This is a genomic window from Nocardiopsis coralli (assembly GCF_014892575.1).
Classification (GTDB): Bacteria; Actinomycetota; Actinomycetes; order Streptosporangiales; family Streptosporangiaceae; genus Nocardiopsis; species Nocardiopsis coralli.
In genome coordinates, this window is the sequence record NZ_JADBGI010000024.1 from 74,806 (window position 1) to 91,469 (window position 16,664).

Consider the following 16,664-nt stretch of genomic DNA (forward strand, 5'->3'; position numbering starts at 1 on the left):
GGTGCTCAGGGCGCCGGGGGCGGGAGGGGACCATGGAACGGGTGCGTACGTCGGACGCCGGGGAGAGGGCGGTCCCCCGGCCCCTGCCGGTGACGGGTGGGACCGAGGCAGGCGGGGCCCGGCCCCGACCGCACCCGGGCTCATGTCCCGCCGGGCCCGCGTCCGGGCGCGAACCGGTGGTCGGGGTCGAAGGAGTCCTTGACCGCGCGCATCAACGCCAGGCCGGGCACCTCGCCCCATCGGTCCACCGCCTCGTCCGTCCCCGGATCGGCGCGGACCAGGGTCGCCGCCCACTCCGGGCGTGCGCGCGCCTCCTCCAGCACCGACGCCACCTCCGCGGGCGGGGTCCCCTCCGGCCAGGACAGGTGCAGCGCGCCCCGCGGTGCACACCCCTCCACCCCGACACGGCGGCCCAGCAGCGCGGCGGCCTCCACCGACTCCGCGGGCGGGACCGACAGCCACGCCAGCGGACCGGATGTGGGCCGCAGCCCCCACCCCGACGGCAGGCCCTCGTGCACCTGCGCGTGCTGACCCATCGCCTGCACGGCCCGGTCGGCGCGCGGGCGCAGGCCGTCCGGGGTGCCCTCCAGCACCGCCTTCAGGGAGAAGGGGGTTCCGGGGGCTGCGGAGAGCTCCACCGCCGAGGGCACGACCGGGCTCTCCCGCACCTGAGCCAGCGCCCGCTCGGCCCCGGCACGGTCCTCGAACTCGGCCTCGACCAGGCGCAACGCCGCCGGTTCGGGCTGGAGCCGGAAGGCTACCGAGGCCACCGCCCCCAGGGTTCCGTGTCCGCCGGTGTGGAGCTTGGCCAGGTCGTAGCCGGCCACGTTCTTGACCACCCGTCCGCCGCTGCGCGCCACCACACCGTCCGGGCGCACGACCGTCATCCCGATCACCAGGTCGCGCAGGGCCCCGTGCAGCAGGCGCCGGGGCCCGCTCGCCCCGGTGGCCACCGCCCCGCCGACGGTCCCGCCCGCGCGGACGGGGTCGTACGACAGGCGCTGGCCCTCCTTGGCCAGGTGGGCGTACAGGTCGGCGACGGGGGTGCCCGCGCCCACCTCGACGACCAGGTCGCCGGGGTCGTGGTCGATCCAGGACAGGCGGGAGGTGTCGACGAGCAGGTCGAGCGAGCGCGGGGGCGGGCCCCAGTCCTGTGCGGTGCCGCCTCCCCGCAGGGTGACGGCGCGGCCCTCGCCGGCGGCCTCGGTCAGGGTCCGGGAGAGCTCTTCGGTGCTCGACGGTTCGGCGACCCGCGCGGGTGCGAGTCCGCCGACCGTGTCCTGCGGTGTGCCGTCCCGCACGACCGGGATGGGGGTCCGGGAGGATCCAGCCATGTCACGTTCCGTTCCGTGGTCGTCGGTCCGGCGGGTCAGAACTGCTCGGCGTGCCCGGAGGCCACCAGTGGATGCACGTCCCGCTGCACACCCGGCTGTTCCCCGCACAGGCGCGGGGTGGGCAGGAGCTTCTCGGGGTTGGCGGTGCCGTCCGGGTCGAGGGACCGCCGGAAGAGGTCGAAGGTCTCCAGGTCGTCGGGCCCGTACATGCGCGGCATCTTGCAGGCCTTGTCCACACCCACGCCGTGCTCGCCGGTGATGGAACCCCCGTGCTCGACACACAGGTCCAGGATCTGCGCGGAGACCTCCTCGGCCCGCTCCCACGCGCCCTGTTCGGCGTCGTCGAAGAGCACCAGGGGATGCAGGTTCCCGTCGCCCGCGTGGAAGACGTTGGCGACCCGGATGCCGGAGTCGGCGGAGAGCTCGGTGATCCGGCGCAGGACCTCGGGCAGGGCGGTACGCGGGACCACGCCGTCCTGGACGATGTAGGCGGGGCTGATGCGGCCCACGGCGGCGAACGCGGACTTGCGGCCCTTCCAGATGAGCGCGCGTTCCTCGGCGCTGCTGGCCGTGCGGGTCTCGAAGGAACCGGCCTGCGCGCACAGGTGCTCGACCTGCGCGACCTGGGCGTCGACCTCCTCGGTGGGGCCGTCCAGCTCGACCACCAGGACCGCGGCCGCGCCCTCGGGGTAGTCGCAGGCCACCGCCGCCTCGGCCGCCTCGATCGCGAGCGCGTCCATCATCTCGATCGCGGAGGGGAGCACGCCCTCGCCGATGATCGAGCTGACCGCGCGCCCGCCGGCGTCCATGCTGTCGAAGGCGGACAGGAGCGTCACGGTCTTCTCCGGCGTACGGGTCAGGTTCACCACGACGCGGGTGGCCACGCCCAAGGTGCCCTCGGAACCCACGAACGCGCCGATGAGGTCGTACCCCGGGGCGTCGGCGGCCTTGCCCCCGAGGCGGACCAGGTCGCCGGCGGGGGTGACCACGTCCAGGCCGCGCACGTGGTTGACGGTGAACCCGTACTTGAGGCAGTGCGCGCCGCCGGAGTTCTCCGCGACGTTGCCGCCCACCGAACACACCTGCTGGCTGGAGGGGTCGGGGGCGTAGTAGTAGCCGTGCGGGGCGGCGGCGCGGGTGATGTCGAGGTTGGCGACGCCGGGTTCGACGACCGCGCACTCGTTGGCGATGTCGATCTCGAGGATGCGGCGCATGCGGGAGGTGACCAGCAGGACCCCGTCGGAGTGGGGGAGGGCGCCGGCGGAGAGCCCGGTTCCGGCGCCGCGTGGGACGAAGGGGACGCCGTGTTCGTGGCAGAGGCGGACCACCGCGGCGACCTGGTCGGCGGAGGTCGGGAGGGCCACGACCCCGGGGACCTCGCGGTGGTGGGTGAGCCCGTCGCTCTCGTAGGTGCGGCGTTGGGAGCGGTCGGTGAGGAGCCCGTCCTCGCCCAGGATCGCGCGCAGGTGGGGGACGAGGTCGGCCACGGCCGCGGCGCGGGGCGATGCGGTCGCGGGGCGTTGGGCGCTCGCGGTTCCCGCGTCGTCCGCGGTTGCTGCGCGGCCCGTGTTTCCCGCGTTCTCGTGCTCGGCCAGGGACATGGGGAGCCTCCGCCTCGGGTCAGGCGCGGGTGAGGTGGATCACCCGGCATGGGACCTGCTTGGACCGTAGGCCGCGGGAGGTGCGGAGTGCAAGGGGTTCCCGAGCTTCGGCGGAAATCGGGTTCCGTCTCTTGGAATCGGGCGGGGTGGTCTTGCACGGGTCGTGGTGGACCGGTTCTGGGGTCCGCAGGGATGCTTCGTCCGGCCGTGCCGGACGGGGGCGCCTCGCCCAGGGCGCTTGGTGCAACGTGCAGCGCTTCTGGGAGCGCGCCCAGGGGGTGCGTCGTGTGGTGTGCGAGCGCCGACGGGTGCCCGAGACGGAACGTCCTTCGGGGCGGGCTCGCTCCAGGGGTGAACGTTCCTGGGGTCGGGCTCGCGCGCATGGCGCGGGTGGAGCGAGGTCCGGCGTGGTGCAGTGTTTTGGGGCGAGCACCCCGAGGACGCTTCGTGTGGTGTGCGAGCGCCGGCGAGTGCGCCACACGAAGGGGGTGCGGGCGTGTGGGTCTGTGGTGGTGCGCGTCTTCTGGGCGCCGACGTGTTTCGTGGGCGCTCCGTCCTGGGCGCTCGCTTGTGCTCGCGCCCAGGACGGAGCGGGTCGGGGCGCTGGGCCGCGCTCGCGCGCACAGCGCGAGGCGGAACGGCCCCGAGTACCTGGGTCCTATGCCCTGGGGCCGGGCGACCCGGGCGACCTACGGCATGCGCTCGTAGGCGGGCAGGGTCAGGAAGTCGACGTACTCGTCGGCCAGCGCGACCTCGGAGAACAGCTCCTTGGCCTGCTGGTACAGCTTCTCGTCGAACGCCTCGCCCAGCGCCTCACGGATCGTGACGAGCTCCTCGTCGATGATCGTGCGCACCAGGTCGGCGGTGACCTTCGGGCCGTCCTCGAGCGTGACGTCGTTGTGCAGCCACTGCCAGATCTGCGAACGCGAGATCTCGGCGGTCGCTGCGTCCTCCATCAGGTTGTGGATCGCGACCGCGCCGTTGCCGCCCATCCACGTCGCCAGGTACTGCAGGGCGACGTTGATGTTGGCGCGCAGACCGGCGGTGCTGATCCCGCCCGGGGTCTGGTCGACCGCGAGCAGGTCGGCGGCGGACACGTCCACGTCCGGGCGCTGCTTGGAGATCTGGTTCGGGTTCTCGCCGAGGACCCCGTCGAAGATCTCCTTGGCCACCGGGACCAGGTCCGGGTGGGCGACCCAGGACCCGTCGAAGCCGTCGCCCGACTCGCGGGACTTGTCGTCGCGGACCTTGGCGAAGGCGTTCTTGTTGACCTCCTCGTCCTTGCGGGACGGGATGAACGCCGCCATGCCGCCGATCGCGTGCGCACCGCGCTTGTGGCAGGTCTTGACCAGCAGCTCGGTGTAGGCGCGCATCATCGGCGCGGTCATGCCCACGGAGTTGCGCTCGGGCAGCAGGAACTTGCGACCGCGGGTGCGGTGCACCTTGATGATGCTGAACAGGTAGTCCCAGCGGCCCGCGTTCAGGCCCGCGGAGTGCTCGCGCAGCTCGTAGAGGATCTCCTCCATCTCGAACGCGGCCGGGATGGTCTCGATCAGGCACGTGGCGCGGATGGTGCCGCGCGGGATGCCCACACGCTCCTGGGCGAGGACGAAGATGTCGTTCCAGAGGCGGGCCTCCAGGTGGCTCTCCATCTTCGGCAGGTAGAAGTAGGGGCCCTTGCCCTTGGCGATCTGCCGCTTCGCGCTGTGGAAGAAGTAGAACGCGAAGTCGACGATGCCGCCGCTGACCCGCTCACCGTCGACGAGGATGTGCTTCTCGTCCAGGTGCCAGCCGCGCGGGCGCACGACGATGGAGGCGAGCTCCTCGTCGGCCTTGAGCGCGTAGGTCTTGCCCTGGGGTGAGGTGAAGTCGACCTTGCGGTCGAGGGCGTCGCGCAGGTTGAGCTGGCCCTCGATCATGTTCTCCCACAGCGGGGTGTTGGCGTCCTCGAAGTCGGCCAGCCACACCTTCGCGCCGGAGTTGAGCGCGTTGATCGTCATCTTGCGGTCGGTCGGACCGGTGATCTCCACGCGGCGGTCGGTGATGCCCGGCGCGGGGTCGGCGACCTTCCAGCTGTCGTCCTCGCGGATGTGCTTGGTCTCGGGGAGGAAGTCGAGGTCCTCCCCGGCCGAGATGCGGTCCTGGCGCTCCTTGCGGGCGCGCAGCAGCTCCTGCCGGCGCGGCTCGAAGGTGCGGTGGAGCTCGGCGACGAGGGCGAGGGCGTCCTCGGTGAGGATCTCGTCGTACCGGTCGTTCCGGGGGCCGGTGATCTCGACCCCTTGTGTGGCGCCCATGTCAAACCTTCCACGATCCGAAAAAAACTTTTGATATGTGGAAATCAAGATATCGGGGGTCGACCCGCGTGGTCAACGTCGCGCGTGAGGCAGAAGACTGGAAAGTTTCCGGCTCAGTGAAGCCCATGCAAACTTCTGAACGAACTTTTGCTGTTCTTCGGCTGTGGCGGTGAAGGGATCGTCTCACGTCCTGGCGCGACCGGGTGGCACGCGTCACCCACCGGGTAAAAACCCGTGTGCTCCGCGGTGGATCCGGTGAGACCATCGAGAGACCACCGCACGGATCGGTGACCGGAAGAATCCCGGCGGTGGCGACGTTGACCCACCTGGAGGGATATGAATACAACTGACACCCGCGGAAGCGCTCTCGAGGGCAGCCTGCCCCAGGAGGACGCCGTCCGCGAGGCGATCACCGTCGGGGACGGGGTCAACGCAGAGGCGCCGACCACGGAGACCGGCGGCGAACGCTACGACGACCGCACGACCGCCCCCGACCAGGGCGAGATGGAACTCGCCGAGCGCAACGCGCTCCGCCGCGTCCAGGGGCTGTCGACCGAACTCACCGACGTCACCGAGGTCGAGAACCGCAGCCTGCGCCTGGAGCGCGTCGTGCTCATCGGTGTCTGGACCAGCGGGACCCAGGCCGACGCCGACACCTCGCTCACCGAGCTCGCGGCCCTGGCCGAGACCGCCGGTGCAGCGGTCCTGGAAGGCCTCACCCAGCGCCGCCCCAAGCCCGACGCCGCCACCTACATCGGTAAGGGCAAGGCGGCCGAGCTCGCCGACGTCGTCGCCTCGACCGGGGCCGACACCGTCATCTGCGACGGCGAACTCACCCCCGGCCAGCTGATCCAGCTCGAGGACGTCGTCAAGGTCAAGGTCATCGACCGCACCGCACTGATCCTCGACATCTTCGCCCAGCACGCCCGCAGCAGCGAGGGCAAGGCCCAGATCGAACTGGCCCAGCTCAACTACCTGCTGCCGCGGCTCCGCGGCTGGGGCCACACCCTGTCCCGCCAGGCCGGCGGCGCCGGTGGCGGCGGAGGCGGCGGTGTGGGTCTGCGCGGTCCCGGTGAGACCAAGATCGAGACCGACCGCCGACGCATCAACGACAAGATCGCCAAGCTGCGCCGCCGGCTCGCGCACATGCGCACGGCCCGCGACGTCAAGCGTTCCGTGCGCCGCACGCGTGAGGTCCCGGCGGTGGCCATCGCCGGATACACCAACGCCGGCAAGTCCAGCCTGCTCAACCGGCTCACCGGGGCCGGGGTCCTGGTGGAGAACGCCCTGTTCGCCACCCTCGACCCCACCGTGCGCCAGGCGCGCACCCCCGACGGCCGGGCGTTCACGCTCAGCGACACCGTCGGGTTCGTCCGGCACCTGCCGCACCAGCTGGTGGAGGCGTTCCGCTCCACGCTGGAGGAGGTCGCCGACGCGGACCTGGTCGTCCACGTGGTCGACGGTTCCCACCCCGACCCCGAGGAACAGATCCGGGCCGTGCACGAGGTCTTCGCCGACATCGACGCGACCGACGTGCCCGAGATCGTCGTGGTCAACAAGGTCGACGCCGCCGACCCCGACACGCTCAAGGCCCTGCGCACGCGTTACCCCGATGTCGTCGAGGTCTCCGCGCGCACCGGCCAGGGCGTTCCGGACCTGGTCACCCGGCTGGCCGAGTCGCTGCCCGAGCTCGCCCACGAGATCAGGGCGCTCGTGCCCTACTCGCGCGGCGACCTGGTCGCCAAGGCCTACGAGGAGGGGCGTGTCCTCAAGGAGGAGCACACCCAGGACGGCACCGACATCCACGCGTTCGTGCCCGAGCTCCTGGCCACCAAGCTCGGCGAGTACACGCTGACGACCGCCTGAGCCGCGCGCCGCACACGCGGCGGTGCGCACGTGCACACGGGCCCGGGATTCCGCCCCGGGCCCGTTCGTGTGTCCGGAACCGGTCCTGACCCAGGTCACACGGGACGGACACGGCCGTGTTCACCGGACAATTGTGCGAAGGATGCCCCGGTACGCTCGCCTTTCGGTCCACAGGGAGGTGTACACGGGCTCGGCGGATGGACTACGGTTTTGGCCACCGGTCGGCGCCCGCCCGACACGGCCCCGGAAGACGGCCCCCGCCGGAACCGGGTCCGTCGGCCCGCCCCCAGACACCCGGACCACTCCCAGACAACGAGGTCGCCATGCCCGCCCGCGTTCCGCTCGCCGCCCACATGACCATCGGTGTCCGGGGCTGAGCGGAGAGCACATGTCGGTCATCCTCCTCACCAACATCGGACGGCTCTGGACCGGGACGGAGATGCTCACCAAGGCGGCGATCCTGCTCAAGGACGACCGCATCGCCTGGGTCGGCCCCGCCGCCGAGCTCCCGCAGCAGGTCCCCGGGGTCGTCGAGGACCTCACCGACGTCGACGAGGTCGTCAACATCGGCGGCGGGCTCGTCACCCCCGGGCTCATCGACGCCCACTGCCACCCCGTCTACGCCGGCGACCGGTACGCCGAGGTCACCATGTGGGCCAAGGGTGCGTCGCGGGGCGACATCTTCGCGGCCGGCGGGGGTGTGTCCACGACCGTCACCATCACCCGCGGGACCGACCCCTGGACCCTGTGCAACGCGGTCCGCGAACGCCTGCGGCACTGGGTACTCACCGGGGCCACGACCGTGGAGGCCAAGACCGGGTACCACCTGACCCGCGACGGTGAACTCGCCGACGTGCGGCTGTTGCGCTCCCTGGAGGAGGAGCCCGGCATGCCGCGCATCCACGCGACCTTCTTCCCCGCGCACGGGGTTCCGCCGGAGTTCTTCGGCCGGCCCAAGGAGTACGTCGCCGCGGCCGCCTCCTGGCTCGCCGACGCCGCCACCGCCGGGGCCGACGGCGTCGACGTCTACTGCGACAACCAGCAGTTCACCACCGAGGACGCGCACATGCTGCTCGGCGTCGGCCAGTCGGTGGGCCTGCGCACCACGCTGCACGCCTGCTCGCGGCCGCGCCACGGTGCCGTGCGGATGGCCACGGAACTGGGGTGCTCGTCCGTCGACCTGCTCCACGAGACCGACGAGCAGGACATCCTCGCGCTCGCCGGCGCCCGTACCCCCGTCGTCGCCTGCCCCACCACGTCGTTGCGCGAACGCCGGATGCCTCCGGTGCGCACCCTGCTCGACCACGGGGTGCCCGTGGGCCTGGGCACCGACCACAACCCCGGGCAGACCGGGGCGACGTCGATGCCGCTGGTGATGTCGCTGGCGATCTCCATGTTCGAGGTGACCGTGCAGGAAGCGCTCACCGCCGCCACCCTCGGCAGCGCGCACGCCCTGGGGCTGACCGACCGGGGTGTGCTCGCACCCGGGTGCCTGGCCGACCTCGTGCAGTGGGACGCCGACCACGAGGGCGCGTTCGGGTGGTCGATGGGCCTGCAGACGCTGCGCGTGTGGCAGGGCGGGCGCACGATCCGCTGACCCGGGCGGGGCCGATCGGCCCCGCCTCGATGCGGGCGCAACCATTCTGGCGCGGAACGGCTGCCACAGGCGGAGAGAGGACCTTCGTCCGTCGGGGCGCGCTCGAGGGGACACCCGGGGTGCGTGCGCAACCGTCGTGTGGCGGGGCCATGTCCGGCGCCCGGTCCAGGGCGCCCGTAGGCGCGGGGGTGTGCGGCCCAGGACTTCGGCCCGGTGAGTGGGCCGGGCGGGAGACGCGGGGTGTGCGGTATGGCGGGCAGGCGGCGGGCGTGTTCGGTGCCGGTGCGCAGCCGCCTTCCGCGCCGGTCGCGCCGGGGATCAGTTCTGGGCGCCGCCGCGGGCGCGTGCGATCTCGATGACCGCGCGCTCCAACGCGTACTCGGGGTCGCGGCCCGCACCCTTGATGAGCGCGTCCGTCTCGGCCACGACCTCCATCGCCCGCGTGACACCGGCCGCGCTCCAGCCCCGTGCCTGCTGGCGGAGCGTACGCAGCTTCCACGGCGGGACCTTGGCGCGCTTGGCCAACTCGGCCTCGCCGACCCCGCGCGCGGGCTGGGCGACCACCGCGATGCCGCGGACCGCGCCCGCCAGCGCGCTGTTGATCAGCACCGGGGCGGTGCCCACAGCCAGGGACCAGCGCAACTGTTCCAAGGCCTCGGGCAGGCGGCCTTCCACGGCGCGGTCGGCGACCGTGAAACCCGACGCCTCCGCCTTGCCGGAGTGGTAACGCGCCACGGTCTCGGCGTCGACGCGGCCCTCGGTGTCGGCCATGAGCTGGGTGCAGGCCGCGGCGATCTCGCGGAGCTCGCTGCCCACGGAGTCGACCAGGGACTGCGCGGCGTCCGGGGTGATCTGGCGTCCGCCCGAGGAGAACTCCTTCTTGACGAACGCCACCCGCTCGGCCGGCTTGGTGGGGCCCTTGCAGTCGATCCGCTGCGCACCCGCCTTCGACGCCGCCTGGAGGAGCGCCTTGCCCTTGTTGCCGCCCGCGTGCGTGAGGACCATCGTGACGTCGTCGGCCGGGTTCGCGAGGTAGTCGGTGACCGTCGTCGCGATCTCCTTGTTGAGGTCCTGCGAGGAACGCAGCACGACGACGCGGCTGTCGCCGAACAGCGAGGGGGAGGTCACCTCGACCAGGGTGGTCGGGCCCACCTGGGCGGGCACGAGGTCGTGGACGTCCGCGTCGGGCTCGGCCTCGCGGGCGGCGGCCACGACGGAGGCGACGGCGCGGTCCACGAGGAGTTCCTCGTCGCCGACGATGACCGTGAGCAGGGGCGGTGCAGGCATACCCCGAGCATGCCACGCCCCGCGGACAGTTCCGTCCGTCGTCCCCCCACGGGATGCGGTTCCCGCGCACCGCGCAGCAACTCGGGCCGGGTGGGATGTCGGATGACCGAGGAGGTGGCTCGAGCTGCGCGGTGCGCGGTGGCTCCGTGCCGAGGTGGGGAGGCGGTGCCCTCGTGCACGGAGTGAGGGTGTCATGGCCCGGTTCTCCCAGGGCTCGGCGGTGTGTGCCGGGTTCCTCGGTAGAAGTGTCCTGGCCGTGGCACGGGGTGCAGCGCGGACGCTCGGGGCCTGGTTGCCCGTGGGGGTGGGCCCTCGCGGAGTGCGGGCCTCGGGCGTGGGGCGCTCATGCGGAGGTTCACGCGTCGCGGTCGGGGTCGGGCCCGCGGGCGGCCCCGCGCGGAGGCCCGCTGCCGTCGCCGGGCAGCACCGCGACCGGGCCGTCCCGGTCGGTGCGCAGGTTCACCGGGGACACCTCCTCCAACAACCGCCACGTGAACGGCGCGGGGTGGCCGTAAGGGTTGTCCGCCCCGACGGACGTGAGCGACACGTCCGGCGACGTGGCCCTCAGGAACTCCGGCACCGTCGTCCCGGCGCCGTGGTGCGGTGTGGTCAGCACGCTCACCGACAGCAGCTCGGCCTCGGGCAGGGCGAGTAGGCGTTCCTGCGCCCCCTCCTCCACGTCCCCGGTCAGCAGCACCGACACCGGACCGTCCGCGCGCACCACCAGCGACCGGTCGTTCAGCGTTCCCTCGAAGCCGGGGTCGGGCCACAGCACCCGCAGGGTCCAGGGCCCCACGGTCACCTCGGCCCCGCGTTCGCCGACCCACGTGCGCACGTCCTCGTCGGCCAGCTCGCGTCCGACGGGGGTGTCGTGGAAGTCGGCGGGAACCAGCGCTGTCGGGACCGTCCGGTGCCGCAGGACCCCCGGGGCCCCGTCCACGTGGTCGGCGTGGTCGTGGCTGAGCATCAACAGGGGAACCGTGGACACCCCGAGCTCCGTGAGGCAGTCGTCGACCGGTTCCGGTTCCATGCCCGTGTCGAAGACCATCGCCGAGCCCGGACCGACGGACAGCACGAACGCGTCGCCCTGACCGACGTCGCACGCCACCACCGCCCACCCCGCCGGCGGCCACCCGCCCGGCAGGCACCGCGCGGCCAACGCCAGGATCAGCACCGCCACGACGCCGGCGGACACCACACGCAACCAGCGGCGGGTCCGCGCCAGCACCAACAGCGCGAGCAGCACCGCGAGCGCCAGCGCCCCAGCCACGTCCCCGCGCCACGGGAACGCCCCGTACGGGACCCGCGCCCCGTGCTCGGCGACCGCGGCGATCCACGACACCCCCAACCCCGGGACCTGCACCAGCGCGGCCACCCCCGAGCCCCACGTGTCGGCGAGCCAGGGCACACCCGCGACGAACGGCGCCGCCCCGAGCGAGGCGAGCGTGGCGACCACGGCCCCGAGCACGGTCACCGTGGCCACCACCGGCGCGGCCAGCACGTTCGCCGGAACCGCCACCCACGAGACCTCGCCCGACAGGAGCACGAGCACGGGCGAGACCGCCAGCTGTGCGGCCAGGGCCACCGCGCACGCCTCCGCCACCACACGCGGGACACGGTGCTGCCAGGCCCGCGACCACGCCGGGACCAGCAGCAGGATCCCCGCCGTGGCCAGCACCGACAGCGCGAACCCGTAGGAGGAGGCCAGGTCCGGTGCCACGAACAGCACCCCCACCACCGTCGCGCTCAACGCCCCGAGCCCGGCGTGCGTGCGGCCGGTCGCCAGCGCGAGCAGGGCGATCGAGCCCATGAACGCCGCCCGGACCACGCTCGGTTCCGGACGGCACACCAGCACGAACAGCCAGATCATCGCCGCCCCGCCCACCACCGAGAACCAGGTCGGTGCGCGGGCCACGCGGGCCACGGCCAGCACGAAGCCGGTGAGGATCGCGAGGTTCGCCCCGCTTACCGTGAGTAAGTGCGTCATTCCGGTGGCCCGGAAGTCCTCCGCGGTCCGGGGCTCGACCTCGGACACGTCGCCGACGATCAGCGCCGGCAGGAGCCCGCGCTCGGGCTGGGGCAGGACCGCGGTCGCCTCCCGCAGCCGTTCCCGCACGTCCCCGGCGAAGCTCTGCAGGCCGGAGGGTTCGCCGATCCCCTCGGGAGGGCCGCGGACCGCGACGAGCGCGGCGGTCATCGGGTCCTCCTCCTCGTCGAGGAACGCGCCCCGCGCCCGCACCTGTTGCCCGGGCAGCAGCGTGCCCCACTCCGGCCCGGACGCCAACAGGACCACCGGGGCGCGCCCGCGGGTCTCCAGGTTCCAGGCGGTGATTACCCACTCGGCCCGACCCGGACGCGGGTGGCCCGCCCGCGCCCGCGGATCGGTGCGTACCTGGGCGACGAACTCGACCTCCCCGGGGCGTTCGGTGGCGGCCGTCGCTGCACTGTGCGCGACCCGGTGCACATGGAGCCCGGTGACCGCAGCGACCGTGGCCGAGCACGCCAGCGTCGCGGCCACGCCGAGCGCCATCGCCTCGGTGGATGCGCGGGCCAGGACCAGCACGGCGAGCGCGAGACCGGCCATGACCGCGGCGAACACCCACGACACCCACGGGGAGACCGCGAGCGTTCCGAGCGCGGTCAGCCAGGTCGCGACGGCCGGTGCGGCCAGGCGCAGGTCGGGAGGGCGACCCACCGAGAGGCCGTCGGTGCCCAGCCAGCTCACCACGGGGCATCGGGTCCTTTCGTCGCGCGTGCGGGTGTGGACGAGGTTCGCGGGGGCTGCGTCGGCCTGTGGTTGGGCACGGCGCGTGTGTGAGGGGCCGGAAGGTGCCTTGGCCAGGTCGGGTGGTCGGGTTCGGAACGTGCGGGTGAGAGACCGAAAGTGGCCGGGGTCGGTCCGGGGCCGGAGGCGCCCCGGGATGCGGCGCGTGGGACAAGGGCGCACGCGGCCCGTGCGGGACACGGTTCGGGGTGGGACGGACGTCGGTGGGCCCAGGGCCAGGCCCCCGGGTCAGAGCGTCACGTGGTCCTCCAGGTTGTCGAACGTGCTCTGCCCGATCCCGGAGACGTCGAGCAGGTCCTCCACGCTGGAGAACGAACCCCCGAGGGACTCGCGGTGCTCCAGGATCGCGCCGGCCTTGGCCTCACCGATGCCCGGTAACGCCTCCAACGCCGACTGGTCGGCCTGGTTGAGGCTCACGCGCTCCGCATCCCCGCCCTCCGCGGCCTCGGCAGCTTCGGGATCCCCTTCGGCGCCCAGCAGGATGCGTTCGCCGTCGACCACGGGCCGGGCCAGGTTGACCATGTCGAGATCGGCATCGGGCAGGGCGCCGCCGGCCTCCTCGACCGCGTCCAGGACCCGGGACCCGGGCGGGAGCGTGTACAGGCCGGGGTCCTCGACGTCGCCGCCGATGTGCACGACCACGTCCTCGCCGGAACCGTCCTCGGTGCCGGCATCCGAGGCGTCGCCCGAACCTTCTGCGGCATCGCCGTCGCCCCCGGAACCCTCGGCGCCGTTACCGTTCCCGTTCTCGCCGTCGGGCGCGGACTGGGGCACCATCTCGGGCACGTCGGTCTCCGCCGGCTCCCGGCGCAGGAAGAACAGGGCCGCGACGACCGCGGCCGCGCCCAGGACGAAGAGCGCGATGACCGCCCGCTTCGACAGGGTGGCGTTGGGCCCCCACATCCGGGCGAGGCGGGTGACGGGCGCGTCGGCGGGGTCGCGGGGGTCGAACTCCACGTAACCGGAGGGCGGGCGGCGTTCCTTGAGGAGCTCCTCGTCGTCGGGGTCCAGCCACGGGGAGTCCGGGGGCGGGGGGATGTGGATGCCGGGGTCGCCGTCGTCGTCGCCGTGGTTGGCCGGGCTACCGGGGACGGTCACGGAGTCGTCCGGGTCGCGCTCGGGCCAGGCGTCGAACGAAGGGTTCCAGGGGCCGTCGGGCGTAGGGTCGTCGGCCGGGTGGTGCTCGGACGCACGGTCGTGGGACGTGGAACCGGACGCCGGGTCGGACCGTGGGTCGGATGGCGGATCGGCCGGCCAGGAGGGGCGCCGGTACTCCCGCGGCTGCTCGCTCAGGGGGCGGTGCCCCACCCATTTGCGGGTGGTGGGCGTGCGCGGGGTGGTGGGCCGTCGGTCGGGTGTGTCCGGCGGGTCCGGCGGGTGCTGGTGGTCCGGACGATGTGGTCGGCTCTGCCGGTCCTGCCGGTCGTATTGGTCCTGTGGGTCGTGCCGGCCTTGCGGGCCCAGGGACGTTGCCGGTGAACCTGCCGGGCCCCGCCGGGCGCCCGAGGCGGGGATGCGCACGGTGGATTCGTCGGGCGAGCGGCCGGAGACGGCCGGGTGGATCGAGGCGTCCGAAGGGGCTGAGGTGTTCGAATTGCCTCCACTGCCTGCACCGCTCGAGTGGCCGGAGAGGGCCGAGGTGTGCGCGCGGACCGAGGCGTCCGCGAACCCCTGGTCTGCGGGGCCCGGGAACCGGGGTCCGGGGAACATGTCGTCGAAGGTGGCCGCGGGGCGGTTCGCCGCTCGGAACGCGGAAGAGACGGTGCCGTAAGACCTGGCTGCGCGGGAAGCGGGACCACTGGGCCGGCGATCCCCTGACCCGGCCGGGGGCGTTCCGTGCGCCGAGTCTCCCTCGTACGCGGGGGAGGGGAAGGCGGCCCCTGAACCGGAACCGGCCCCGGAACCGTTGCGGGGACGCAGGCGCACGGTGCCGCCGCCTTCGAGGAGCTCGTCGGGGCCGTCGAGGTCGTCTGCTCCGTCGAGCGTTCCATCGAGTGCTCCGCCGAGCAGCTCGTCCTGCTCCGAGCGTGTGGACGGAGGGGTGCCTGCGCCGGTTCCGAGCTGGGACGCGCCGGCGGTGGTGCCGGTGGTCGCGGCGTTCGCGGGGGATGCGGAGGTTCCGATCCCGGGGAGGCCGGTCGGGCCCGTAGCAGCGATCGCGTCCGGGGTCACGGACAACCCAGGCATCCCGAACGCCCCGTGTGCCCGGTTGGGGTCGAAGTTCTTGGCACTCTCGGAGACCCGGTCGACCCCGGACGCCTGGTCGACCCCGGAAGGTGCGTCGAGGCCGAACGGGTTGGAGCCGTGGGGGCCGGGCGCCGCGCTCCCCGGGTTGCCGAACGGAACGGTCCCGGGGACACCGGACGGCAGGGTGTCCGGCGTGAGATCGAGGTGGTGGCGCAGGACCTGGGCGCTGATCGGCGGTTCGTTCCATAGGCGGGGGTCGAGGGAGAGATCGGGGGAGCGGTCGTGAGAACGCTCGGACCCGCTCTCGGACTCGCGCCCGGGCTTGCCGCCTGAACCCCGTTCGGGCCTGCTGCCGGACCCGTGCACGGATCCACGCCCGGTCCCGCGCCCGACCCCGCGGTCGGTTCCGTGGCCGGGCACGGGTTCGGAACGTGCGCCCTGACCCGCGGAAGGTGCCGACGTGCCTGCGCTTTCCCGGAGCCACGAACCGGATGCCGTGTTGCTGTGGCCCCGGCCCGTTCCGTCGGACGGTGCATGGTCCGACGTGCGGGGCACGGGGACCCGGGCCGGACGCAGACGGGTGGTGTCGTGGTCGTCGACCAGGTCATCGAGGCCACCGAGGTCGTCGAGCTCATCGGGGTCGGAGACGGAGGGTCGAGGCCGTCCGACGCCGGGGTCGGAATCGTGCGCGGTACCCGGATCGAAGCCGTGATCGCTGCCGGGGACCTCACCGGTACGGGCGTTCCTGTGGGCGCCCCTGTCGAAGTCCGTACCTGCCCTCGCGCCGTCGTCGTGGGCTGCCGGATCTGGGGCGAAGCCCCCGGTCACGTGGGCGGAGGACGGGCCGTCCACGTGACCGGGGTGTACTGGGCGCCCGTCGCCGTCGGGCGCGGGCCCGTGCGTTCCGGGTGCTGGTGGTCCATGGGCCGGGCGCGTGTAGGGCGCGGGCCGGCGAGGGTCGTGGGCGTGTGTGTCCGCGGAACGTTTTCGGTCAGCATTGAGCGATCCGGGCGTGGGCGGGCGAGGGTGGTGCGTGTGTGCGCCGTCGGAGCGCGTGCCGGACATCGGTGGAGGGCCTGGCGCGGGTATGGCGTTCCGGCCTGCTGCGAGGCCCGACCGTCCGGCGAGGAATTCGCTCGCGCTCGACGGGCGCGTGCGGGCACCCGCACGCGCAGGTGGTGGGAGGCGCTCGGTGTCGGACTCCTCCAGGAACTCGGTCAGCGGGGTGCTCTCCTCGGAGCCCGAGACAGCCGGGGACCCGCGGTCAGGAACCCGGTCGGAGACAGGGGACGACACGTCGTCGGGCGAGGGGGCGGAACCGGCCCAGGGTTCGGGCCTGCGGGCGGAGGAACCTTGGCGCGCACGCGTGTCGGCCGGTCCCTCGGTCCCCGCGTTCCCCGGCTTCGCGCCGGAGCCGCCCTTGACGTGCCCACGGTTCGCACCGATCCCCACCTGTATCGGACCGGGATGCGTACCCGGGCGGGAGGCCGTCGTGGGGGAGGGGGCGTCCGGCGTCACGGTGTGTTCCGCGTGCTCTCCCTGCTTCCCGTGGCCCCCGCGCTCTCGGGGTTCCCCACGATCCCGCGGGTCCCCGATCCCTCGGCGCTCGCGCCCCGTGCCCGCGCTGGGCCCTGCTCGCTCATGGTCCGCACTCATGCCCTGGCGAGATGCGGGCGCCCCGAAGGCTCCTTCCTCCGCGGGAAAGCTCGTGCC

General features: G+C 73.2%; 8 protein-coding genes. 2 read left to right on the forward strand and 6 right to left on the reverse strand.

Annotation, left to right across the window (positions count from 1 at the left end; translation table 11 throughout):
* Positions 1-140: 140 nt before the first annotated feature.
* The 3 genes from IDM40_RS22475 to aceB all read right to left on the reverse strand — a co-directional run bounded on the left by IDM40_RS22475 (position 141) and on the right by aceB (position 5,229).
* Positions 141-1,334, reverse strand: coding sequence for an FAD-binding oxidoreductase (locus IDM40_RS22475; RefSeq protein ID WP_193124035.1), 1,194 nt, complete (start codon positions 1,332-1,334; stop codon positions 141-143).
* A 35-nt stretch (positions 1,335-1,369) separates the two neighbouring features.
* Entirely contained in the window at positions 1,370-2,935 is a 1,566-nt protein-coding gene (locus tag IDM40_RS22480) for an FAD-linked oxidase C-terminal domain-containing protein (RefSeq protein ID WP_235997847.1), read from the reverse strand.
* Between the two features lie 689 nt (positions 2,936-3,624).
* Entirely contained in the window at positions 3,625-5,229 is a 1,605-nt protein-coding gene (gene aceB, locus IDM40_RS22485; protein ID WP_193124036.1) for a malate synthase A, read from the reverse strand.
* A 336-nt stretch (positions 5,230-5,565) separates the two neighbouring features.
* On the opposite strand from aceB, the gene hflX reads away from it, so the two are divergent.
* A complete protein-coding gene (gene hflX / locus IDM40_RS22490; RefSeq protein ID WP_193124037.1) occupies positions 5,566-7,095 on the forward strand; it encodes a GTPase HflX in 1,530 nt (509 codons plus the stop codon).
* 388 nt (positions 7,096-7,483) lie between these two features.
* The gene (locus IDM40_RS22495; RefSeq protein ID WP_193124038.1) at positions 7,484-8,692 is read left to right on the forward strand and encodes an amidohydrolase family protein; all 1,209 of its coding nucleotides are present in this window, start codon (positions 7,484-7,486) and stop codon (positions 8,690-8,692) included.
* A 318-nt stretch (positions 8,693-9,010) separates the two neighbouring features.
* On the opposite strand, the gene holA is transcribed toward IDM40_RS22495, so the two are convergent.
* The 3 genes from holA to IDM40_RS28890 all read right to left on the reverse strand — a co-directional run bounded on the left by holA (position 9,011) and on the right by IDM40_RS28890 (position 15,371).
* A complete protein-coding gene (holA, locus tag IDM40_RS22500) occupies positions 9,011-9,979 on the reverse strand; it encodes a DNA polymerase III subunit delta (protein ID WP_193124039.1) in 969 nt (322 codons plus the stop codon).
* Between the two features lie 355 nt (positions 9,980-10,334).
* The gene (locus IDM40_RS22505; protein WP_193124040.1) at positions 10,335-12,707 is read right to left on the reverse strand and encodes a ComEC/Rec2 family competence protein; all 2,373 of its coding nucleotides are present in this window, start codon (positions 12,705-12,707) and stop codon (positions 10,335-10,337) included.
* A gap of 285 nt (positions 12,708-12,992) precedes the next feature.
* Positions 12,993-15,371, reverse strand: a complete 2,379-nt coding sequence (locus IDM40_RS28890) for a helix-hairpin-helix domain-containing protein (protein WP_328807099.1) — start codon at positions 15,369-15,371, stop codon at positions 12,993-12,995.
* Between the last annotated feature and the right edge of the window lie 1,293 nt (positions 15,372-16,664).